Here is a 22,059-nt window from a genome sequence, read left to right on the forward strand (position 1 = left end):
GGCAATTGTCCGGCCTGAATTTTGTGCGAAATCCGATAGATCGCCCGATGGGGCAAAAAATTGATCGCGCCGGGGGTTGGGAGCCATTGACAACCGGCCCGGCTTGATCCTACCTTGGTAAAAAAATGTTCCCCAGAGGAAAGTAGGAAAATCTGCGGAGCGCCCACTGACCCGGAGGGCAGGGCTTGGCCAAGGGCCGCACTGTCCGCGTATAACGAAGGAGCACAAGATGTGCGGAATTGTCGGTTTGTTCTTGAAAGACCGGTCGCTTGAACCCCAGCTGGGGGCGCTTCTGACCGATATGCTGATCACCATGACGGATCGCGGCCCGGACAGCGCCGGCATCGCGATCTATGCGCAGAACGCGGGCGACACGGCTAAGCTGACGGTGCAATCCGCCACGCCGGACGAGGCGTTCGACGGGCTGGCCGACAAGCTCGGCACGGCGATTGGCGCCAAGGCCACGATTGAGCGGCGTGACAGCCATGCGGTGCTCAGCATGCCGCGCGAAAAGCTCGACGAGGCGCGGGGCTATCTGCGGGCGAGCCACCCGGATCTGCGCATCATGAGCAGCGGCGACGCGGTGGAAATCTATAAGGAAGTGGGTCTGCCCAAGGATGTGGCCGAGCGGTTCTCGCTCAGCGCGATGCAGGGCAGCCATGGCATCGGCCACACCCGGATGGCCACCGAATCCGCCGTGACCACCGATGGCGCGCATCCCTATTCGACCGGGGCCGATCAATGCCTCGTGCACAACGGGTCGCTGTCGAACCACAATTCGCTGCGCCGCAAGCTGCGCCGCAACGGGATCGAGTTCGAAAGCCAGAACGACACCGAGGTGGGCGCCGCCTATCTCACCTGGAAAATGCAGCAGGGCGCCAGCCTTGGTGAGGCGCTTGAGGCGGGGCTCGAGGATCTCGACGGGTTCTATACCTTTGTGGTGGGCACCAAGGACGGGTTTGGCGTGGTCCGCGACCCGATCGCCTGCAAGCCTGCCGTGCTGGCCGAGACCGACCGCTATGTCGCCTTCGGGTCCGAGTACCGGGCGCTGGTCAACCTGCCGGGGATCGAAGACGCCAAGGTCTGGGAACCCGAACCCGCAACCGTTTACTTCTGGAGCCACTGATATGCAGACCATCGACCTCGAGGCCACCGGCCTGCGCGAGATGAACAGCGCCCTGCAGGCGCAAGCGAAAGACACCAACCAGACGGCTTGGGAGATCGTCAACCCGCGCGGGGCCCATGCGATTGCCGTGGGTCTCGATGCGCCGATCGACGTCGCGGTGCGCGGCTCTACGGGCTATTACTGTGCCGGGATGAACAAGCAGGCCACGGTGCGCGTCGACGGCTCGGCCGGGCCGGGCGTGGCCGAGAACATGATGTCGGGCACGGTCGTCATTGAAGGCGACGCCAGCCAATATGCCGGGGCCACCGGCCATGGCGGTACGCTGGTGATCAAGGGCAATGCCAGCTCCCGCTGCGGGATCTCGATGAAGGGGATCGACATCGTGGTGCATGGCAATGTCGGCCATATGTCGGCCTTCATGGCGCAATCCGGCAATCTCGTCGTCTGCGGCGATGCCGGTGAGGCGCTGGGCGACTCGATCTACGAGGCGCGGCTCTTCGTGCGCGGATCGGTCAAATCGCTGGGTGCGGATTGCATCGAAAAAGAGATGCGGCCCGAGCATCTGGAGATCCTCGCGGAGCTTCTGGAGCGCGGCGGCTGTGACGCCAAGCCGGAAGAGTTCAAGCGCTATGGCTCGGCCCGCCAGCTCTATAATTTCAACATCGACAACGCGTATTGAGGGGCAGGATCATGGCCAAAGACGACAGCAGCGCACCGCGCACCGAACCGATCCAGTCCTGGACCTTTTCGAAGAATATCAACGCCGAGATCCGCCGGGCGGCGGCGACCGGCATCTATGACATCCGGGGCGGGGGCGCGAAGCGCCGGGTGCCGCATTTCGACGATCTGCTGTTTCTCGGCGCGTCGATCTCGCGCTATCCGCTCGAAGGCTATCGCGAGAAATGCGACACGCGGGTCACGCTCGGCACGCGCTATGCCAAGAAGCCGATCGAGCTCGATATTCCGGTGACCATTGCCGGGATGAGCTTTGGCGCGCTGTCCGGTCCGGCCAAGGAAGCCCTGGGCCGCGGCGCGACGCTGGCGGGCACCTCGACCACCACGGGCGATGGCGGCATGACGCCGGAAGAGCGCGGGCATTCCAAGAAGCTGGTCTATCAATATCTGCCGTCGCGCTATGGGATGAACCCCGACGATCTGCGCAAGGCCGATGCGATCGAAGTGGTCGTGGGCCAAGGCGCCAAGCCGGGCGGCGGTGGGATGCTGCTCGGTCAGAAGATTTCCGACCGGGTCGCCGAGATGCGCAACCTGCCCAAGGGGATCGACCAGCGGTCGGCCTGTCGTCACCCCGACTGGACCGGACCGGACGATCTCGAGATCAAGATCCTCGAGCTGCGCGAGATCACCAATTGGGAAAAGCCCATCTATGTCAAAGTGGGCGGCGCGCGGCCCTATTACGACACCACGCTGGCGGTCAAGGCCGGGGCGGATGTGGTCGTTCTCGACGGGATGCAGGGCGGCACGGCGGCGACGCAGGATGTGTTCATCGAACATGTCGGACAACCGATCCTCGCCTGTATCCGCGATGCGGTGCAGGCGCTCCAGGATCTCGACATGCACCGCGAGGTGCAGCTCATCGTGTCGGGCGGTATCCGCAGCGGTGCCGATGTGGCCAAGGCGCTGGCGCTTGGGGCGGATGCGGTGGCCATCGGCACCGCAGCGCTCATCGCGCTGGGCGACAATGATCCGCGTTGGGAAGAAGAGTATCAGCGGCTCGGCACCACGACCGGGGCCTATGACGACTGGCATGAGGGCCGTGACCCGGCTGGGATCACCACGCAAGATCCCGAGCTCATGGCGCGGTTCGATCCCATCGAGGGGGGTCGGCGGCTCAACAACTACCTCAAGGTCATGACGCTCGAGGCGCAGACCTTGGCGCGGGCCTGCGGCAAAAGCCATGTCCACAATCTCGAGCCCGAGGATCTCGTGGCTCTGACCATGGAGGCCGCCGCCATGGCGCGGGTGCCGCTGTCGGGGACCGATTGGTGGCCCGGCAAGCCTGGCACCGGCTTCTGACCGACACGCGATCCGGACCTGCCCCGCAATGACGGGGCAGGCTGCTTTAAAAATATAAGAGATGACAGGGAGTACCTAAATGACACGTGATCTGGCGAAATATGCCAAGGAGAAGGGGATCAAATATTACATGATCTCTTTCACAGATCTCTTTGGCGCGCAGCGGGCCAAGCTGGTCCCGGCTCAGGCCATCGCCGATATGCAAGAAGACGGGGCCGGGTTCGCGGGCTTTGCCACATGGCTCGATCTGACGCCGGCGCATCCCGATATGCTCGCCGTGCCGGACCCGGAGGCGGTGATCCAGCTGCCCTGGAACCCCGAGCTCGCCTGGGTGCCGGGCAATTGCGTGATGGGCGGCAAGGACCTTGCCCAAGCGCCGCGCAACGTGCTGCGCCGTCTGATCAAGGAGGCCGCCGATGAGGGGCTTCACATCAAGACCGGGATCGAGGCCGAGTATTTCATCATGACGCCCGATGGTCATGCGATCTCGGATGAATATGACACTGCCGAAAAGCCTTGCTACGACCAGCAGGCGATCATGCGGCGGCTTCATGTGGTGCAGGAAATCTGCGACTATATGCTCGATCTCGGCTGGGGCCCGTATCAGAACGATCACGAGGACGCCAACGGCCAGTATGAGATGAACTGGGAGTTCGACGACGCGCTGGCAACCGCCGACAAGCACAGTTTCTTCAAGTTCATGACCAAATCCGTGGCCGAGAAACATGGGCTGCGGGCCACGTTCATGCCGAAACCCGTCGAGGGGCTCACCGGCAATGGCTGTCACGCGCATATCTCGGTCTGGGACGCGCCGGGCGACAAGGCCAAGCGCAATGTCTTTGCCACCGACAAGGGCGAAGGCCCGACCGGCGAGCTTGGCCTGAGCGAACAGGGCAAGTATTTCCTCGGCGGGATCATGAAACATGCGAGCGCCCTGGCGGCGATCACCAACCCGACGGTCAACAGCTACAAGCGGATCAACGCGCCGCGCACCACCTCCGGGGCCACCTGGGCGCCCAATACGGTGACATGGACCGGCAACAACCGCACCCATATGGTGCGGGTGCCGGGGCCGGGCCGGTTCGAGCTGCGGCTGCCGGATGGGGCGGTGAACCCCTATCTGTTGCAGGCGGTGATCATCGCGGCGGGGCTTGACGGAATCCGCACCAAGGCCGATCCGGGCAAGCGCCATGACATCGACATGTATGCCGAGGGCCACAAGGTGCGCGGTGCGCCGAAACTGCCGCTCAACATGCTGGATGCGCTGCGCGAATATGACAAGGACAAGCAGCTCAAATCCATGATGGGCGAAGAGTTCTCAGCGGCCTTCCTCAAGCTCAAGCATCAGGAATGGAACGCCTATTGCCGCCATTTCAGCGAGTGGGAACGCGCCAACACGCTCGATATCTGATCCCCGACCCACTGGTCCCACTGGGCGCGGCCTTCGGGCTGCGCCTTTTTTATGGGGCTGTCGGGTTTGATACGCGGTGAGAGCTCAGTCGTCATCCTGACCGACCGGGCCGAGCTGCCGGTAGCGGGTCTGGCGCAGGGTTTCCACCAGCATGGCAGTGAGAAAGCCGAAGATCATCAACCCATTGGCCGCAGCGAGCCCGCCGAGAAGCCGCCAAGGCTGTGGCAGGAGCACATCGCCAAAGCCCAGCGTGGTAAAGGCCACGAGGGCGAAATAGACGGCGCCTTCAAAGCTCTCGAACACATCGAGCCGCCAGAAGACCACGGCCCAGATCCAGATCGAGAGGGTCATCATGCAGAGCACCCAGAGCATCGCCACCAGCAGCACAGCGGCCAGTTTGAGCCCGTAGGGCGGGTGAATGATCCACGGATGGGTGCGGCGCAGAACCATTTCCAACAGCATCCAGGACATGGAGGCGAGGAGCGCGGTGGCGGCGAGCAGGGCGCTTCCGATCAGGAGTTGCAGGACCATGGGGCTATCCGTCTGTTGACAGGCCGCGAGGGGCGGGGTGTCGGAAAGGTAGCGCGGTGGGGTGGGATGGAAAGTGCTGAGGGGGGGATCGAAATGGAGCGGGTGATGAGATTCGAACTCACGACATTTACCTTGGCAAGGTAACGCTCTACCCCTGAGCTACACCCGCATCCGTTTCGTGAGCCGTGATGTACAAAGACTGGCGCGGGGCTGCAAGTGCAAATTTGCGAGGGATTTCAAAATCCTTCACGGCGCAGCGGAGCCACGGCAAACGCCCGCCAAGGCGGTCATTTCAGTCAGCTTTTTAGGGAGGTTTCGAAATGGAGCGGGTGATGAGATTCGAACTCACGACATTTACCTTGGCAAGGTAACGCTCTACCCCTGAGCTACACCCGCATCCGTTTCGTGAGCCGTGATGTATAAATTCTCGGCGTGGGCTGCAAGGGAAAAGCGCGGGGGCGGGCCATTTTTTTTCGCGAGGCTTTCACCTCTCAGACGCCCGCCCAACCGGCAATTTCGTGATGCGGTATTACGTCGGTATCCCGTCGGCATCACGACGGCGCTTGCGTTGGCGCAAAAGGTTGAGCCCTTCGACCGCGCCGCCGAACACCATGGCGGCATAGATGAAGCCGCGTTCGACGTGATAATGGAAGCCGTCGGCCACCAGCGCCATGCCCACCATGACGAGAAAGGCGAGGGCGAGCATCTTGGTGCTCGGGTGTTTGGCGACGAAATCCGAGATCGGCACGGCGGCGATCATCATCACCGCGATGGCCACGACCACGGCGGCGATCATCACCTCGATATGATCGGCGATGCCGACGGCGGTGATCACGCTGTCGATGGAGAAGACGAGATCGAGGATCATGATCTGGACGATGACATTGAGAAAGACCGCCTTGACCACGCGCTCTTCGGCGGTGTGGAGGTGGTCGCCCTCGACCTCATCGAAAATCTCGGTCGCGGCCTTGTAGATCAGGAAGAGACCGCCGGCGATCAGGATCAGGTCACGCCAGGACATTTCCCAGCCCCAGAGATCGGCGATGGGTTTCGACAGGCCGACGATCCAGGCGATGGAGAACAAGAGCGCCACGCGCAGCACCAGCGCCCCGGCGAGGCCCAGGGTGCGGGCGCGGGCGCGCTGTGCCTCGGGGAGCTTTGCGGCGGCGATGGAGATAAAGATCACGTTGTCCACGCCGAGCACGATCTCGAGAATGGTGAGGGTAAAGAAAGAGGCCCAGACGGCCGGATCGTTCAGTAGTTCGAGCATGTCATGTCCCGACAAGAAAAAAGGATGCGCCAATCACAAGATTGACGCATCCCCGCAGAAATCAAGCTCTGCCAAGAAATACTCCGGGGCTGTGGCGCCCCGGAGAAGGTCTCATTCCAGCTCGACCATGAGGTCCTTGGCGTCGATCTGGCCGCCGGGCTGAACATGCACGGCTTTGACCACCGCGTCGCGTTCGGCATAGATGCCGGTTTCCATCTTCATCGCCTCGATGGTGAGCAGGAGATCGTCCTGCTTGACCTTCTGGCCGACGCTGACCGCGACCGAGGACACCACGCCGGGCATCGGCGCGCCGATGTGGTCGGGATTGCCGAGCTCGGCCTTGGGGCGGGCGGCGGTCTGGGCCTTGACCAGACGGTTCGGCACGCGGATGACGCGCGGCTGGCCGTTCAGTTCGAAGAAGACGCGCACTTCGCCGTCTTCTTGGGTTTCGCCCACCGCCTGCAGCAGGATTTCGAGCGTCTTGCCGGGGTCGATTTCGACGCTGATCTCTTCGCCGGGCTCCATGCCGTAGAAGAAGGTCTTGGTCGGCAGGGTGCGGACCGGGCCATAGGTCCGGTGGCGGCCCATGTAGTCGAGGAAGACCTTGGGATACATGAGGTAGCCGTTGAGATCCTCGTCGTCGATCTCCTTGCCTTCGAGCAGCTCGCGCAGTTCCTGACGCTTGGCGTCGAGATCGACGGGCGGCAGATGCGCGCCGGGGCGGTCGGTGTTGGGGGCTTCGCCCTTGAGCACCTTTTGCACGATGCTTTCGGGGAAGCCGCCGGGGGGCTGGCCGAGGTTGCCGCGCATCATGTCGACCACCGAATCCGGGAAGGCGAGATCGGTGTCGGGGTTTTCCACGTCGTGACGGGTGAGGCCCTGGCTCACCATCAGGAGGGCCATGTCGCCGACCACCTTGGAGGAGGGGGTCACCTTGACGATGTCGCCGAACATCTGGTTCACATCGGCATAGGTGCGGGCGATCTCGGGCCATTTCTCTTCGAGACCGAGCGAGCGGGCCTGCGCCTTGAGGTTGGTGAACTGACCGCCGGGCATCTCGTGGAGATAGACCTCGGAGGCGGGGGCCTGCAGGCCGCTTTCAAAGGCCACATATTGGGCGCGGACATGTTCCCAGTAATCCGACATTTCGCGGATACGTTCGCGGGACATCCCGGTGTCGCGCTTGGTATGGGCCAAGGCTTCGACGATCGAGCCGAGGCAGGGCTGCGACGTGCCGCCCGAGAAGGCGTCCATCGCCGCATCCACCGCGTCGACGCCCGCGTCGGAGGCGGCGAGGATGGTGGCGCCCGCGATGCCGCTGGTGTCATGGGTGTGGAAATGGACGGGAATGTCGATTTCCTCTTTCAGCGCCTTGACGAGCACCCGTGCCGCTTCGGGCTTCAAGAGGCCCGCCATGTCCTTGAGCCCGAGGATATGCGCGCCGGCCGACTGCATTTCCTTGGCCATGGAGACGTAATATTTGAGGTCATATTTGGCGCGGTTCGGGTCGAGGATATCGCCGGTGTAGCAGATCGTGCCTTCGCAGATCTTGCCGCTGTCGATCACCGCATCCATCGCGACGCGCATGTTTTCGACCCAGTTGAGACTGTCGAAGACGCGGAACACATCGACGCCGGTCTTGGCCGCCTGACGGACGAATTCCTGCACCACATTGTCGGGATAGTTGGTGTAGCCGACGCCGTTGGAGGCGCGCAGCAGCATCTGGGTCAGCAGGTTCGGCATGGCGGCGCGCAATTCGCGCAGGCGCTGCCAGGGGCATTCCTGCAAGAAGCGATAGGCCACGTCAAAGGTCGCACCGCCCCAGCATTCGACCGAGAAGAGCTCGGGCAGGTTGGCGGCATAGGCGGGGGCGGCCTTGATCATGTCGATCGAGCGCATCCGCGTCGCCAAGAGCGACTGATGCCCGTCGCGCATGGTGGTGTCGGTGAGCAGGAGCCGGTCCTGCGCCAGCATCCAGTCGGCCACCGCCTTGGCGCCCTTGGCGTCGAGCAGCGTCTTGGTGCCGTCCTTGGGCGCGCCTTGCAGCGCCGGGGGCTTGGGCAGCTTGGCCTCGGCGGGCACCGGGCGGCCTTCGGTCTCGGGATGGCCGTTGACGGTGATGTCGGCGATATAGGTCAGCACCTTGGTGCCGCGGTCGCGACGCTTGGAGAATTTGAACAGGTCCGGCGTCGTGTCGATGAATTTCGTGGTGTATTCATTGCTGAGGAAGGTCGGGTGTTTCAGCAGGTTTTCCACGAAGGCGATGTTGGTGCTCACACCGCGAATACGGAATTCGCGCAGCGCCCGGTCCATCCGGGCAATCGCCGCCTCGGGGGTCTGGGCATGGGCGGTGATCTTGACCAGCAGACTGTCGTAATAGCGGGTGATCACGCCGCCCGCATAGGCGGTACCGCCGTCGAGACGGATGCCCATGCCGGTGGCCGAGCGATAGGCGGTGATGCGGCCGTAATCGGGGATGAAGTTGTTTTGCGGGTCCTCGGTGGTGATCCGGGTCTGCAGCGCGTGGCCGTTGAGCCGGATGTCGTCCTGGCTCTCCTTGCGGGTGGCCTCGGCCAGGGTCTTGCCTTCGGCGATCTTGATCTGGGCCTGCACGATGTCGATGCCGGTGACCTCTTCGGTCACGGTATGTTCGACCTGGACGCGCGGGTTGACCTCGATGAAGTAGAATTCGCCGCTGTCCATATCCATCAGGAATTCGACGGTGCCGGCGCATTCGTAATTCACATGTTTGCAGATCTTGTAGCCAAGTTCGCAGATCTCGGCGCGCTGGGCCTCGCTCAGATAGGGGGCGGGGGCGCGTTCGACGACCTTCTGGTTGCGGCGCTGGACCGAGCAGTCGCGTTCAAAGAGGTGGTACATGTTGCCATGTTTGTCGCCGAGGATCTGGACCTCGACATGGCGGGCGCGCAGGATCATCTTTTCGAGATAGCCCTCGCCATTGCCAAAGGCGGCTTCGGCTTCGCGGCGGCCTTCGAGCACCTTTTCCACCAGCTCATCGGGGCCGTTGATCGGGCGCATGCCGCGTCCGCCGCCGCCCCAGGAGGCCTTGAGCATCAAGGGGTAGCCGACCTCTTCGGCCTCGCGGGCGATGGCCTCCATATCGTCGCCGAGCACCTCGGTGGCGGGGATGACCGGCACGCCGGCCTCGATGGCCACGCGGCGGGCGCTGGCCTTGTCGCCAAGGGCGCGCATGGTTTCGGCCTTGGGACCGATGAAGGTGATGCCATTGGCCTCGCAGGCGTCGACGAAATCGGGGTTCTCGGAGAGCAGACCATAGCCCGGGTGGATCGCGTCGGCGCCCGATTCCTTGGCGACGCGGATGATTTCATCGATGCTCAGATAGGCGGCCACTGGCCCGAGACCGGCCCCGATGCGATAGGCCTCGTCCGCCTTGAAGCGGTGCAAGCCGAGCTTGTCCTCTTCGGCGAAGACGGCCACGGTGCGTTTGCCCATTTCATTGGCGGCACGCATGATCCGGATGGCAATCTCACCACGGTTGGCAACAAGGATTTTCTTGAAATCACTCACGGGCGGGTCCCTTTCGTTTGTCTGGGCTGTTCGCGTCGCGCGAACGGTCCTGGGGTCATCTTGCCGCGCTGCAGCGCGGCTGACGGGCACTTTGTAGGAATTGTGAAAGGTTTACGCAATCCCGACCGAATCTTTCTCACCCAGTCGCGACATTCGCTGCCCGGAGGGGGGAATTGGCCCGCAAGGGGAATTTTCCGAAAAGTGACGCAGCGTCAAGGGCTTGGCCGAGCGGCCTACCCGAACGGGTGGGCTGGGGATGGCCTGCGTTCAGGTGATTTTCATTTGCCGATCAGGGGCTTCCGAGGGGCGGATGAGCCCCAATTGCCCCATGTTGGATTCGAGATCGAGGCGCAGAATCCGTGCCAGATGGGCCGGGCCTTGGGCGCCCAATGCCGCCAATGCGAAATGCCAGGCGCGGCCCAGCATGGTGAAATCCGCGCCGAGCGCCAGGGCGCGCAGGATGTCGAGACCGCCGCTGATGCCGCTGTCGACGATGAGCGGCAGATCGGTGGCGGCGCGGATCGCGGGCAGCACTTCGAGCGGGGCGGGGGCGGCGTCGAACTGACGCCCGCCATGGTTCGAGAGCCACAGCGCATCGACCCCGGCGGCCATGAGGCGCGGCACGGTGTCGGGATCGAGCACGCCCTTGACCACCAGCGGCCCCTGCCAGGCGTCCCGGAGCCAGCTGAGATAGTCCCAATCCGGCGAGGTGCGCAGCAGATAGCCCGCGTGGGCGGTGGAGGAGAGGCCCTTTTCGGGGCGCGAATAATCGTCGATGAGCGCCATCCGGGGCATGCCGTGACGGGCCATGCCGAGCGCCCAGGCGGGGCGGATCGCGACCTGTGCCAGAAGGCGCGGCGAGAGGCGCGGCGGCTGGGTGAGGCCGGAGCGGAGCTGGCGTTCGCGGCGGGAGGCGACGGGGACGTCGACGGTGAGGACGAGGGTGGTGAAGCCCGCGGCGCGGGCGCGGCGGAGCATGTCCTGGCGGATCTCGGGATCGCGCGGTGGGTAGAGCTGAAACCAGCCGTTGCCGGCGAGATGCGGGCCCACGGCCTCGGGCGTCTGGCTCGCCACGGTGGAGAGCGTATAGGGCAGGCCGGCGGCTGTGGCGGCGCGGGCCAGGTGGCCTTCGGCATCGGGCCAGATCAGCCCGGACATGCCAACGGGCGCGATGCCCACGGGCATCTTATAGGCCTGTCCCAGAAGGCGCGTGATGAGGTCGGGGGTCTGTTCGCCATGCAGCAGCGAGGGCATCAGGCGGAGCCCTGCGAAGACCTCTTCATTGCGGCGGCAGGTGGCCTCGGTGCCGGTGCCCGCGTCGAGATATTCCCAGACGAACCGGGGCAGGCGGCGGCGGGCGCGGGCCTTGAGATCGGCGATGGCGGGGTATCGGCTGTCGAGGGTCATGGGGAGGATTTGCCGCGAAAGCCGGGGCTTTGTCCAGTGGCCAAAGGCGGCCAAGCGAGGCGGAAATGTCATGTCGGTATTGCGTCGGTATCACGGCTGCAGAGCGGCTGTGCGTCTTTGCCGGGGTCTGGGCGATGGATCGGCCGGGCGAGAGGCGCTATGATCGGGGCAGATCATTGGCCACATAGGAGGACGCGATGAGCTGGAACCCGAGCCTAGAGCCGCATTGCCCGGAGGCGGGAAGCCTCGATGCGATCGAGACCTTGATCGTGCCCCGTGCCCGCGATCTCGGCGCGTTCGAAGTGCGCCGCGCCTTGCCCGCGCCCAAGCGGCAGATGGTCGGGCCGTTCATCTTTTTCGACCAGATGGGACCGGTCGAGTTCCTGACCGGGCAGGGGATCGATATTCGGCCGCATCCGCATATCGGGCTTGGCACGGTGACCTATCTTTTCGAGGGCGAGTTTCAGCATCGCGACAGTCTCGGGACCGATCAGATGATCCATCCCGGCGCGGTCAACTGGATGGTGGCGGGGAATGGCGTCACCCATTCCGAACGCACCAGCGAGGCGACGCGGCAGGGGCGGTCGCGGCTGGCGGGCATCCAGACCTGGGTGGCGCTGCCGGAGGCGGAGGAGGACAGTGCGGCGCGGTTCGAGCATCACGGCAAGGCGGCGCTGCCGCTGCTGGAGGGCGAGGGCAAGCGGCTGCGGCTCATCATGGGGCGCGGCTGGGGCGCGCAGGCGCCGGTGGGCACGTTCACGGACATGTTCTATGCCGATGCGCAGATGGAGGCGGGGGCGATGCTGCCCTTGCCCGAGGATCACGAGGATCGCGGCATTTATGTGCTCGACGGGTCGGTGATCATCGCGGGCGATGCGTTCGAGGCGGGGCGGATGATGGTGTTTCGGCCCGGCGATGCGATCACCATCAAGGCGGGCGATGGCGGCGCGCGGATCATGCTGCTCGGCGGTGAGACATTGAACGGGCCGCGCTATATCTGGTGGAATTTCGTGGCCTCGAGCCGCGACCGGATCGAGGCGGCCAAGGTCGCCTGGGCGGCGGGGGATTGGGCGCATGGGCGGTTTCAGCTGCCGCCCGGAGATGATGCGGAGTTCATCCCGCTGCCGAGCTAGCACTATTGCGGGAAGTTATTGTTCTATAAGTATTTAGATATAGGTTTGCGGGCTTTTCCGGCTCGACATTCCGGGGCGAGGATTGCTTAATGCCGCCATGAGTCTATTGGCGCGCAGCGGCCCCGGTTGGGGCATTTTCTGGATGGTGGTGACGGGGATGCAGTTTGTCGGCGTCACCGCGCTGGTCAAGCTTCTCGGCACCCGTATCCCGGCGCCCGAGGCGGCGTTTTTGCGCTATGTGCTGGGGCTCGTGTTCCTGATCCCGATGATCGGCACGCTGCGGCGGATGAGCTGGACGAAGCCGGTGGTCGGGCTGTTTGCGGCGCGGGGCGCGGTGCATACGGTCGGGGTCTGCCTGTGGTTTTTCGGCATGGCGCGCATTCCGCTCGCCGAGGTGACGGCGATCAACTATCTCTCGCCCATCTATGTGACCATTGGGGCGGCGATATTTCTTGGGGAAAAACTGGCGCTTAGGCGGGTTTTGGCGGTGGTTGCGGCGCTGATTGGGGCGCTGATCATCCTGCGACCCGGGTTTCGCGAGCTGGGGCCGGGGCATCTGGCGATGCTGGGCACGGCGTTTTTCTTTGGCGGGTCTTACCTTCTGGCGAAGAAGATCAGCGCGGCGCATAGCGCGGGCGTGGTGGTGGCGATGCTGTCGATCACGGTGACGATCGGGCTGGCGCCGATTGCCCTGATGCAATGGGTGACGCCGACGCCGATGGAAGTGCTTATTTCCTTTGGGGTGGCCTGTCTGGCGACGGCGGGGCATTTCACCATGACGCTGGCGTTTCGGGCCGCGCCGCTGGCGGTGACGCAGCCGGTGACCTTCCTGCAGCTGGTGTGGGCGGTGCTCATGGGGGCGGTGTTCTTTGGCGAGCCGGCGGATGGGTTCGTGATCCTCGGCGGCGTGGTGATCGTCGCGGCGATCAGTTTCATCAGCTGGCGCGAGGCGGTGTTGAAGCGGCAGGCGGTGACACCTGCGGTTTCCGCCGTAAAGTGATGAAAACGCTGGGGTAATCAGCGTCTCAGCCGGAAAATTGCGGATCTTCGGTAGGACGTCGGTATTACGACGGTAACACGGCTGTGGCGCTGAGACGCCTAGCCGTCGCCGTCGCGGCGGAAGAACGGGATGATGAAAACCAGACAGGCGATGAGGAAGAAGAGGCTGCCGCCCATCGCCCAGAAATGGCCGATGCTCGCCACCACGAAACAAAGCGCCGAGGCGATGAAGAGGAGCCAGCCGAGAAAGTCGATCTGTCGGTTGCTGATCCGTCGCTTGCCAGTGTCGTCACGGTGAAAGCCCAAGCTCATCTGTGGTGTCCTTTCGTCATTGGCTACACGGGCAGGGTGGCAGGCGCTGGTCGCTTGGGCAATGAATTTGTCTGCGGGGAGCGCTTCAAAAATATCGACAAAATCCTGCCCGAATTTCTGGTTAGGGCAGGGAACGCGGAGGCTTCGCCCCGTTATGACCTGATTTCGACGAGCGACTAATTTGGAAAGGATTTCTATTTTGAGCAAAGGTTTTTTCATTCTTATGGCAAGCGTCGCGGGGATGACGCTCGGTGGGGGCGGCCCAGCAAAGGCCGAGCCGGCTGCTTTGGTATCGCAGGTGGCAAATCTGACCGCTGTCACGCTAGAGACGCTGCCCGAGAACAAATGGCGCGATCAGGGCGCGAGACCCGAGCATTGCTTTCTGGCTGCAGAGAACAGGGTGACTGTTGCGGGCAATCTTGTTGCGGCGCGGGGGTGGAGTGTCACCAATGAGATTTCGCGCGGTGATCTGAGTTTTGTCAGTTTTGCAGGACAGGTTGAGCCGGGCACGAGCGGGATGTGTATTTACAGTCACGGCAATGTCGGCGTGTTCCGGGGGGGGCAGCCTCTTGGGGTCATTTATACCGCAGATTCAGCGGCCAGCAGTTTGACCTACATTGAAGAGCTTGAAGGGGAGCGGCTGCGCCTCTGGGGAGGCAAGTACGGATCTTGGCCAATGGCCGACCTGGTGATCGAAAGCGAGGCGCTGATGATCGTGAAGCCGGTAGCCGAGCGTGACAGTTTCTGCGACGGGGCAACGAGCCTGCCAACGCTACACCGGTTGCCCTTTGACGTGGCGCGGCGTGTGTTGATGAGCGAAGGCTGGGAGCCCTCAGAGGCGTCGGATCAAAGCGCCAGCGACAGCTATCAGGACGAGCGCGCGGCGTTTCCGGAGTTGGATAGCTGTTCCGGAACAGGGGTCGGCTATTGCGCTTTTGGATATAGCAAAGATGACAGCTACAGCCTGTGGGTGACCACCGTGGGCGGCTCGCCTTCGTCAGACAATCTCGGCCAAGGGGCGCCGGTGGTTCAGTCCTATGAAATTGGCTGCTGACTGAGCGGCCCATTCCAATGAAAAACGCCTGCCGAGTTTCCCCGGCAGGCGTGTGTTTCGATCAGGTCGCGCGCGGCGATCAGGCCATGGACCAGCGTTCGGCCCAGCGTTCGCCGTCGAGATCCCAGTTCGAGCTCATCTGCTCGGGGATCATCACCTTGTCGCTGACGCCGAAGACGTAATTGGCGAACATCGGGATGACCGTGCCGCCTTCGTTGGCGCAGATCTCCTGCATTTCCCAATACATCTCTTTGCGCTTGGCATCGTCGAGCTCGGCGCGGGCCTTGACCATCAGCTCGTCAAAGCGGTCGTTGCACCAGTAGCTTTCGTTCCAGCTCGCGCCGCATTTATAGGCGGTGGCGAACATCTGGTCTTCGACGGGACGGCCGCCCCAGTAGGAGAAGACCATCGGTTTCTTCATCCAGACGTCGGACCAGTAGCCGTCATTGGGCTCGCGCACGACTTCCATGTTGATGCCGGTGCCCTTGGAAGAGGCCTGGAAGAGCACGGCGGCGTCGACCGCGCCGGCAAAGGCCGCGTCGGAGGAGGAGAGGTTGATCGCAACCTTGTCCATGCCGGCCTCTTTCAGGTGCCAGGCCGCCTTGTCGGGGTCATAGGCCTTCTGTTCCAGTTCGGAATGGTAGAAGCGCTGACCCGAGCCGATCGGGTGGTCATTGCCGAGCGAGCCATAGCCGAAGAGGATCTTGTCGACCATTTCCTGCCGGTTGACGGCGTATTTGAGCGCCTGACGCACGTGGTTGTTGCTGTAGGGGTCCATCCGCGTGTCCATCGGGATGGTGTAATGCTGGGTGCCGGCGACCGATTTGATCTGAATGCCGGGTTTGCGGCCCAGAAGCCCCACGGTCTTGAGGTCGAGACGGTCGATGACATCGACATCGCCCGAGACCAGCGCCGTGGTGCGGGCGTTTTGGTCGACGAGGGCGAGCATTTCGATGCTGTCGAAGAAGCCGACATCCTCGCGCCAGTGGTTCGGGTTCTTCTCGAGACGGATCGAGACGCCGAAATCCTTGGACTTGAGCACATAGGCGCCGCAGCCATTGCCGGATTGCCAGTCGATGCTGTCATCCTTGGCCTTGCAGATGGCCAGGTGATAGTCGGTCAGGATGAAGGGGAAGTCGGCATTGCCGCCTTCGAGCTTGAAGACAACGGTATCGCCTTCGATGGTCATGTCCTGAATAGGCGCCACGATCGGGCCGGCGGCCGAGGTCGAGTTCTCGCCGCGGTGGAAGTTGATCGAGGCGACCACGTCTTCGGGCGTCAGTTCCGCGCCGTCGTGGAAGGTCACGCCCTTGCGGATCTTGAAGCGCCATTCGGCGGCGTCGTCAGAGGCTTCCCAGCTTTCGGCGAGGTTGCCCGCGACCGAGCCATCGGGGGCCACTTCGGTGAGGAAGCCATGGATGGCGAAGGCCATGCCGATGGTAAAGCCGTTTTCCCATGTGCCGGGGTTCAGCGTGTCGGTGGTCTGGCCGTGGGCCTTGCCGACGCGCAGGTGGCCGCCGCGTTTCGGGGCCGCATAGGCGGTCATGGGCAGGCTGGCCGCGAAGGTGGTGGCGGCGGTTGTTTTGAGGAAACCGCGGCGGTCCAGAAGGCCGCCTTTGATGATCGACATGAACTATTCTCCCTGAGTCGTTGTCTTCATTCGTTATTTCCAACCGGGAGGGGAGGACCGGCAGCAGAGCGTTCCGTATAAGGGGAACGCCCGGATCTGCGACAGTTTCCCCGAACGGCCGGGGTGATGGTGTTATGGTCCCATGCGCAAAAGATACGGCGAGCGTCGCCGGGCACGCAACCTAATTTCTTGCCCGCACTTCAATTTTTACAAATCGTACCTTGGCGGGAGTCGGTCAGCTTTTTTATTGATTGACGAGTCAATTAAACGCCAATATCCGATTGAGACAAGTTTTTTCTATCGGAGCCCCGCTATGCCCAAGCTTGGAATGGAGCCGATCCGGCGCTCGGCCTTGGTCGAGGCGACGATCCACGAGGTCGGCCTGCGCGGCACGCTCGATGTGACGGTGAGCCAGATCGCCAAGCGGGCGGGGATGTCGAGCGCGCTGGCGCATCATTATTTCGGCGGCAAGGAGCAGATCTTTACCGCCGCCATGCGCCATATCCTCGGCCTTTACGGGGCCGAGGTGCGCGGCGCGCTGTCGATGGCGAAAACGCCGCGCGAACGGGTCGAGGCGATCATCCGCGCCAGTTTCGCCCGCACCCAGTTTCGCAATGAGACGGTGGCGGCCTGGCTCAATTTCTATGTGCAGGCGCTCAAATCCGACGAGGCGTCGCGGCTCTTGCATATCTATCAGCGGCGGCTGCGGTCGAACCTCAACCATGCGCTGCGTCAGATGATGCCCGCCGCCGAGGCGCGGCTTGTGACGCGGGGGCTCGCGGCGATGATCGACGGGCTCTACCTGCGGCAGGCGCTGCGCCGCGATCCGCTCGCCGGGGATGCGGCGATTGATGTCATGCTGTCCTATCTGGATGGCGCCCTGAGCAAGGAGAGCGCAGAATGACTGCCCCCAATATCCTGATTTTCATGGTGGATCAGCTCAATGGGACGCTGTTTCCCGATGGGCCTGCCGACTGGCTGCATGCGCCCAATCTCAAGAAGCTGGCGGCGCGGTCGACCCGGTTCAAAAACGCCTATACGGCGAGCCCGCTCTGTGCGCCGGGGCGGGCGAGCTTCATGTCCGGGCTGCTGCCGTCGCGCAGCCGGGTCTATGACAATGCGGCCGAGTTTGCCGCCGATATTCCGACCTATGCGCATCACCTGCGGCGGGCGGGCTATCAGACCTGTCTTTCGGGCAAGATGCATTTCGTCGGCCCCGACCAGATGCACGGGTTCGAAGAGCGGCTGACCACCGATATTTATCCGGCCGATTTCGGCTGGACGCCGGATTATCGCAAGCCGGGCGAGCGCATCGATTGGTGGTATCACAATATGGGCAGCGTCACCGGGGCGGGGGTGGCCGAGATTTCCAACCAGATGGAATATGACGATGAGGTCGCCTATCACGCGCGGGCCAAGGTCTATGATCTGGCGCGCGGTCATGATGCGCGGCCCTGGTGTCTCACGGTGAGTTTCACCCATCCGCATGACCCCTATGTGGCGCGCAAGAAATACTGGGATCTCTACGAGGATTGCGCCCATCTGCTGCCCGAGGTGCCGGCGATGGACTATGCCGATCACGACCCCCATGCGCAGCGGATTTTCGACGCCAATGACTGGCGCAATTTCGACATCACCGAGGAGGATATCCGCCGATCGCGCCGGGCTTATTTCGCCAATATTTCCTATCTCGACGACAAGATCGGCGAGGTGATGGAGGCGCTCGAGGCGACGCGGCAGGAGGCGGTGATCCTCTTTGTCTCGGATCATGGCGATATGCTCGGCGAGCGGGGGCTGTGGTTCAAGATGTGTTTCTACGAGGGCTCGTCGCGGGTGCCCTTGATGGTGTCGTCGCCCGAGATGGCGCCGGGTCTGATCGAGGCGCCGGTGAGCAATATCGACGTCTGCCCGACGCTCTGCGATCTGGCCGGGGTCGATATGTCCGAGGTGATGCCCTGGGTCGCGGGCGAGAGCCTTGTGCCGCTGGGCCAGGGTGCCGAGCGGCGCAGCCCAGTGGCGATGGAATATGCCGCCGAGGCGTCGAACTCGCCGCTGGTCTGTCTGCGGGCGGGGCGGTGGAAATACACCAATTGCGCGCTCGATCCTGAGCAATTGTTCGATCTCGAGGCCGATCCGCATGAATTGACCAATCTGGCCGAGCTGTCGGAGCATCGCGAGGTGCTCGAGCGGTTCCGGGTCGAGGCGGCGGCGCGTTGGGATCTCGAGGCGTTCGATGCGCAGGTGCGCGAGAGCCAGGCGCGGCGGTGGGTGGTCTATGAGGCGCTCAGGCAGGGCGGCTATTACCCGTGGGATTACCAGCCGCTGCGCGACGCCAGCGAGCGCTATATGCGCAATCACATGGACCTCAACGTGGTCGAGGAAAATCAACGGTTCCCGCGGGGTGAGTGACATGCAGGCAGAGTATGTGATCGTCGGCGCGGGCAGCGCGGGCTGTGCCATGGCCTATCGGCTGGCCGAGGCGGGCAAGCGGGTCATCGTCATCGAGCATGGCGGCACCGATGCGGGGCCGTTCATCCAGATGCCCGGGGCGCTCAGCTATCCGATGAACATGAAACGCTATGACTGGGGCTATGAGACCGAGCCCGAGCCGCATCTCGGCGGGCGGCGTCTCGCCTGTCCGCGCGGCAAGGTGATCGGCGGGTCGAGCAGCATCAACGGCATGATCTATGTGCGCGGCCATGCCAAGGATTTCGACCATTGGCGCGACGAGGGCGCGGCGGGCTGGGGCTATGCCGATGTGCTGCCCTATTACAAGCGGCTGGAGAATTGGCATGATGGTGGCCATGGTGGCGATCCGGCGTGGCGCGGCAAGGACGGCCCGCTGCATATCACGCGGGGGACGCGCGCCAACCCGCTGACCCGGGCCTTTGTCGAGGCCGGGCGGCAGGCGGGATACCCGGTGACCGGCGACTATAACGGGTATCAGCAGGAGGGGTTCGGCCCCTTCGACATGACGGTGTGGAAAGGGCGGCGCTGGTCGGCGGCCAATGCCTATCTCAAACCGGCGCTGAAGCGCGAGAATTGCACGCTGGTGCGGGCCTTGGCGCGGCGGGTGGTGATCGAAGAGGGGCGGGCGCGCGGCGTCGAGGTGCTGCGCGGCGGCAAGGTCGAGGTGATCCGGGCCGAGGCGGAGGTGATCCTTGCGGCGTCGTCGATCAATTCGCCCAAGCTTTTGATGCTGTCGGGGATTGGCCCCGGTTCGCATCTCGCGGAGCATGGGATCGAGGTGCTGGCCGACCGGCCGGGCGTCGGGCAGAACCTGCAGGATCATCTCGAGCTCTATATCCAGATGGCGGCGAGCCAGCCGGTGAGCCTCTACAAATACTGGAGCCTCTTGGGCAAGGCCTATGTGGGCGCGCGCTGGCTCTTCACCCGGACCGGGCCGGGGGCGTCAAACCAGTTCGAAAGCGCCGCCTTCATCCGGTCGCGGGAGGGGGTGGAATATCCGGATATCCAGTATCATTTCCTGCCCATCGCGGTGCGCTATGACGGGCAGGCCTCGGCCGAGGGGCATGGGTTTCAGGCCCATGTCGGCCCGATGCGCAGCGTCTCGCGCGGGGCGGTGAGCCTGCGCAGCAAGGACCCGGCGGCGGACCCGAAGATCCTCTTCAACTATATGAGTGACGACAGCGACTGGGCGGATTTCCGGCGCTGTATCCGGCTCACCCGCGAGATTTTCGCGCAGGAGGCGTTCCAGCCCTATGTGCGCCACGAGATCCAGCCCGGGGCGGCGGCCCAATCGGATGCGGCGCTGGACGATTTCATCCGCGAGCATGTGGAGAGCGCCTATCACCCCTGCGGCACCTGCCGGATGGGGCGGGCGGCGGATCCGCGCTCGGTGGTCGACCCGGAGGCGCGGGTGATCGGGGTCGAGGGGCTGCGCGTCGCCGACAGCAGCATCTTCCCGCGCATCACCAATGGCAATCTCAACGCGCCGTCGATCATGACGGGCGAGAAGGTCGCGGATCATGTGTTGGGCCGGGCACCGCTGGCACCCGACAATGCCGAGCCTTGGCTGCATCCCGACTGGGAAACTGCGCAGCGCTAGGCCTGTGGCCGCTGTCGGATTTGGGTATTTTTAACCAAAAAGAGTGACTTGTGCCTCTTTCTGGTTGGCAAATACCCCTGCGCGACGGGAGCCGGAGGGCGCGGCGTCAGCCGACCTCATAGGGCAGCACGCCACGGGCGTCGGGGGTGATGGTGAGCCGCCGTTCCAGCGGCGGGATCGAGCGTTGGTGGCAATCGGTGCGTTCGCAGATGCGGCAGGAGATGCCGATCGGTTCGAACGCCTGGGCGGTGTCGAGATCGAGCCCGTCGGCATAGACCAGCGCCTCGGCATGTTTGACCTCGCAGCCGAGCGCGATGGCAAAGCGGCGCACCGGCGCGCCGAAGGAGCCGCCCTGTTTCGAGACGTCGCGGGCGAGGTTGATGTAGCGGATGCCGTCGGGGGTTTCGGCCAGTTGCCGCAGGAAGCGGCCCGGGGTTTCAAACGCCTGATGCACGTTCCAGAGCGGGCAGGCGCCGCCGTAGCGGGCGAATTGCATATGGGTGGCGGAGTGGCGTTTGGTGATGGTGCCGGCCTGATCGACGCGGACGAAGAAGAAGGGGATGCCCTTGGCGCCGGGGCGTTGCAGGGTTGAGAGCCTGTGTGCCACCTGTTCGATGGAGGCGCCAAAGCGGTTGGCGAGCCGTTCGAGATCGTGGCGCTGGTCGCGGGCGGCGGCGAGGAAGGCGCCATAGGGCATGAGCGCGGCGCCTGCGTAGTAATTGGCGAGGCCGATCTTGGCGATGGCGCGGGCCTCGTCGGATTGGAACCGGGCGAGATCGAGCGTCGCCTCGAAAAGCTTGTCCTGGGTCAGCAGCGCCAGTTGCAGGAGCATCTGAAAGCTGCGGGTTTCGGGGGCGGCGCGGGAGGAGAGCTGGAGTATCCCGCGTTCGCGGTCGAATTGGCGCACCGGGTCGGTGTCGGCGAGCACGACGGAGATGCCGCGCTCCTGCAGGGCGCTGCGGGCCTTGTCGGTCACCGTCTGGCCGGGTTTGTCGAGCGTGCCGAACCGTTCGGCGGCGCGGTCCACCGCATCGACGTAATTGTCGCAATAGTGGAAGAAATCGCGGACCTCGTTCCACGGGCTTTGCTGGGTCTGGGCGTCGTCGCGGCCCAGCGCTTCGTCGAGCGAGGCGAGCCGTTCATGGGTCTGGCGGTAGGCGGCGTGCAGTTCGAGAAAGGCGCGGGCGAGGGCCGGGGCATTGCCTGCGGCGAGGCGCAGATCGGAGAGCGGTGGCGGGTCGGAGAAGACCGGATCGGCCAGCGCTTCGCGCATGTCGGAGACCATGCGTTCGGCGTCGCCCGAGCCAAGCTCGGTGACGTCGAAGCCAAATTCCTGTGCCAGGGCGAGCACCACCGTGGTGCTCACCGGACGGTTATTATTCTCCATCTGGTTCAGGTACGGGAGGCTCACGCCGAGCCGGGCGGCGAAGTCTTTTTGGGTCAGGCCGAGGCGGCTGCGGGTCTCGCGCAGCTTGGCACCGGCGTAGAGTTTGCGAGGGGCCATGGGGTGCGCCTTTGCAGATTTGCGGTTGGC

Annotated in this window: 17 protein-coding genes and 2 tRNA genes; 10 read left to right on the forward strand and 9 right to left on the reverse strand. The window is 63.8% G+C overall.

The window, feature by feature from the left end:
- The first annotated feature begins 229 nt into the window (after positions 1–229).
- From WA237_RS06725 to glnT, 4 genes are all read left to right on the forward strand, one after another.
- Complete coding sequence (locus WA237_RS06725; protein ID WP_040618183.1) at positions 230–1,126, forward strand: class II glutamine amidotransferase; 897 nt, start codon at positions 230–232, stop codon at positions 1,124–1,126.
- A 1-nt stretch (position 1,127) separates the two neighbouring features.
- Positions 1,128–1,805: a GXGXG domain-containing protein gene (locus WA237_RS06730; RefSeq protein ID WP_009815397.1), complete on the forward strand. Its 678-nt coding sequence runs from the start codon at positions 1,128–1,130 to the stop codon at positions 1,803–1,805.
- Between the two features lie 11 nt (positions 1,806–1,816).
- A complete protein-coding gene (locus tag WA237_RS06735; RefSeq protein WP_009815396.1) occupies positions 1,817–3,160 on the forward strand; it encodes an FMN-binding glutamate synthase family protein in 1,344 nt (447 codons plus the stop codon).
- A gap of 79 nt (positions 3,161–3,239) precedes the next feature.
- The gene (glnT, locus tag WA237_RS06740) at positions 3,240–4,571 is read left to right on the forward strand and encodes a type III glutamate--ammonia ligase (protein WP_009815395.1); all 1,332 of its coding nucleotides are present in this window, start codon (positions 3,240–3,242) and stop codon (positions 4,569–4,571) included.
- 84 nt (positions 4,572–4,655) lie between these two features.
- Here the strand turns inward: glnT and WA237_RS06745 are convergent, their stop codons facing one another.
- The 6 genes from WA237_RS06745 to WA237_RS06770 all read right to left on the reverse strand — a co-directional run bounded on the left by WA237_RS06745 (position 4,656) and on the right by WA237_RS06770 (position 11,328).
- Entirely contained in the window at positions 4,656–5,102 is a 447-nt protein-coding gene (locus WA237_RS06745; protein WP_336097117.1) for an ion channel, read from the reverse strand.
- A 94-nt stretch (positions 5,103–5,196) separates the two neighbouring features.
- Positions 5,197–5,271, reverse strand: a tRNA-Gly gene (locus tag WA237_RS06750).
- A gap of 152 nt (positions 5,272–5,423) precedes the next feature.
- Positions 5,424–5,498, reverse strand: a tRNA-Gly gene (locus WA237_RS06755).
- 133 nt (positions 5,499–5,631) lie between these two features.
- Complete coding sequence (locus WA237_RS06760) at positions 5,632–6,372, reverse strand: TerC family protein (protein WP_009815392.1); 741 nt, start codon at positions 6,370–6,372, stop codon at positions 5,632–5,634.
- A 111-nt stretch (positions 6,373–6,483) separates the two neighbouring features.
- Entirely contained in the window at positions 6,484–9,921 is a 3,438-nt protein-coding gene (locus tag WA237_RS06765) for a pyruvate carboxylase (protein ID WP_336097118.1), read from the reverse strand.
- Between the two features lie 267 nt (positions 9,922–10,188).
- Positions 10,189–11,328, reverse strand: coding sequence for an alpha-hydroxy acid oxidase (locus tag WA237_RS06770; protein WP_336097119.1), 1,140 nt, complete (start codon positions 11,326–11,328; stop codon positions 10,189–10,191).
- Between the two features lie 197 nt (positions 11,329–11,525).
- Between WA237_RS06770 and WA237_RS06775 the strand changes: the two genes are divergently transcribed.
- Together WA237_RS06775 and WA237_RS06780 are read left to right on the forward strand one after the other, a co-directional pair.
- The gene (locus tag WA237_RS06775) at positions 11,526–12,461 is read left to right on the forward strand and encodes a pirin family protein (RefSeq protein WP_336097120.1); all 936 of its coding nucleotides are present in this window, start codon (positions 11,526–11,528) and stop codon (positions 12,459–12,461) included.
- A gap of 97 nt (positions 12,462–12,558) precedes the next feature.
- The gene (locus WA237_RS06780) at positions 12,559–13,461 is read left to right on the forward strand and encodes a DMT family transporter (RefSeq protein WP_040618182.1); all 903 of its coding nucleotides are present in this window, start codon (positions 12,559–12,561) and stop codon (positions 13,459–13,461) included.
- A 98-nt stretch (positions 13,462–13,559) separates the two neighbouring features.
- Here WA237_RS06780 and WA237_RS06785 read toward each other — a convergent pair whose 3' ends face one another.
- Positions 13,560–13,772, reverse strand: coding sequence for a hypothetical protein (locus WA237_RS06785; protein WP_009815387.1), 213 nt, complete (start codon positions 13,770–13,772; stop codon positions 13,560–13,562).
- Positions 13,773–13,971: 199 nt separating this feature from the next.
- On the opposite strand from WA237_RS06785, the gene WA237_RS06790 reads away from it, so the two are divergent.
- Complete coding sequence (locus WA237_RS06790; protein ID WP_336097121.1) at positions 13,972–14,826, forward strand: hypothetical protein; 855 nt, start codon at positions 13,972–13,974, stop codon at positions 14,824–14,826.
- Positions 14,827–14,905: 79 nt separating this feature from the next.
- Here WA237_RS06790 and WA237_RS06795 read toward each other — a convergent pair whose 3' ends face one another.
- Positions 14,906–16,456: an ABC transporter substrate-binding protein gene (locus WA237_RS06795; RefSeq protein WP_009815384.1), complete on the reverse strand. Its 1,551-nt coding sequence runs from the start codon at positions 16,454–16,456 to the stop codon at positions 14,906–14,908.
- 313 nt (positions 16,457–16,769) lie between these two features.
- Here WA237_RS06795 and betI point away from each other — a divergent pair, with 313 nt between their 5' ends.
- The 3 genes from betI to betA are packed head-to-tail and all read left to right on the forward strand — an operon-like array spanning position 16,770 to position 20,525.
- Entirely contained in the window at positions 16,770–17,360 is a 591-nt protein-coding gene (betI, locus tag WA237_RS06800; protein ID WP_336097122.1) for a transcriptional regulator BetI, read from the forward strand.
- Complete coding sequence (gene betC, locus WA237_RS06805) at positions 17,357–18,865, forward strand: choline-sulfatase (protein ID WP_336097123.1); 1,509 nt, start codon at positions 17,357–17,359, stop codon at positions 18,863–18,865. Before betI ends, betC begins: the two co-directional genes overlap by 4 nt.
- A 1-nt stretch (position 18,866) precedes the next feature.
- The gene (betA, locus tag WA237_RS06810; RefSeq protein ID WP_336097124.1) at positions 18,867–20,525 is read left to right on the forward strand and encodes a choline dehydrogenase; all 1,659 of its coding nucleotides are present in this window, start codon (positions 18,867–18,869) and stop codon (positions 20,523–20,525) included.
- Between the two features lie 106 nt (positions 20,526–20,631).
- Here the strand turns inward: betA and WA237_RS06815 are convergent, their stop codons facing one another.
- On the reverse strand, positions 20,632–22,029 hold the full coding sequence (locus WA237_RS06815; protein ID WP_216016960.1) for a helix-turn-helix domain-containing protein: 1,398 nt from the start codon (positions 22,027–22,029) through the stop codon (positions 20,632–20,634).
- Between the last annotated feature and the right edge of the window lie 30 nt (positions 22,030–22,059).

Origin of the sequence: Roseovarius sp. CH_XMU1461 (assembly GCF_037027165.1) — a bacterium.
GTDB lineage: Bacteria > Pseudomonadota > Alphaproteobacteria > Rhodobacterales > Rhodobacteraceae > Roseovarius > Roseovarius nubinhibens.

Bases quoted from the DNA above. Each gene is read 5' to 3' on its own strand.
- WA237_RS06770 (WP_336097119.1), bottom strand. From the start codon at position 11,328: ATGACCCTCGACAGCCGATACCCCGCCATCGCCGATCTCAAGGCCCGC.
- WA237_RS06735 (WP_009815396.1), top strand. From the start codon at position 1,817: ATGGCCAAAGACGACAGCAGCGCACCGCGCACCGAACCGATCCAGTCC.
- WA237_RS06775 (WP_336097120.1), top strand. From the start codon at position 11,526: ATGAGCTGGAACCCGAGCCTAGAGCCGCATTGCCCGGAGGCGGGAAGC.
- WA237_RS06795 (WP_009815384.1), bottom strand. From the start codon at position 16,456: ATGTCGATCATCAAAGGCGGCCTTCTGGACCGCCGCGGTTTCCTCAAA.
- betC (WP_336097123.1), top strand. From the start codon at position 17,357: ATGACTGCCCCCAATATCCTGATTTTCATGGTGGATCAGCTCAATGGG.
- glnT (WP_009815395.1), top strand. From the start codon at position 3,240: ATGACACGTGATCTGGCGAAATATGCCAAGGAGAAGGGGATCAAATAT.
- WA237_RS06780 (WP_040618182.1), top strand. From the start codon at position 12,559: ATGAGTCTATTGGCGCGCAGCGGCCCCGGTTGGGGCATTTTCTGGATG.
- WA237_RS06725 (WP_040618183.1), top strand. From the start codon at position 230: ATGTGCGGAATTGTCGGTTTGTTCTTGAAAGACCGGTCGCTTGAACCC.
- betA (WP_336097124.1), top strand. From the start codon at position 18,867: ATGCAGGCAGAGTATGTGATCGTCGGCGCGGGCAGCGCGGGCTGTGCC.
- WA237_RS06815 (WP_216016960.1), bottom strand. From the start codon at position 22,029: ATGGCCCCTCGCAAACTCTACGCCGGTGCCAAGCTGCGCGAGACCCGC.
- WA237_RS06760 (WP_009815392.1), bottom strand. From the start codon at position 6,372: ATGCTCGAACTACTGAACGATCCGGCCGTCTGGGCCTCTTTCTTTACC.
- WA237_RS06785 (WP_009815387.1), bottom strand. From the start codon at position 13,772: ATGAGCTTGGGCTTTCACCGTGACGACACTGGCAAGCGACGGATCAGC.
- betI (WP_336097122.1), top strand. From the start codon at position 16,770: ATGCCCAAGCTTGGAATGGAGCCGATCCGGCGCTCGGCCTTGGTCGAG.
- WA237_RS06730 (WP_009815397.1), top strand. From the start codon at position 1,128: ATGCAGACCATCGACCTCGAGGCCACCGGCCTGCGCGAGATGAACAGC.
- WA237_RS06745 (WP_336097117.1), bottom strand. From the start codon at position 5,102: ATGGTCCTGCAACTCCTGATCGGAAGCGCCCTGCTCGCCGCCACCGCG.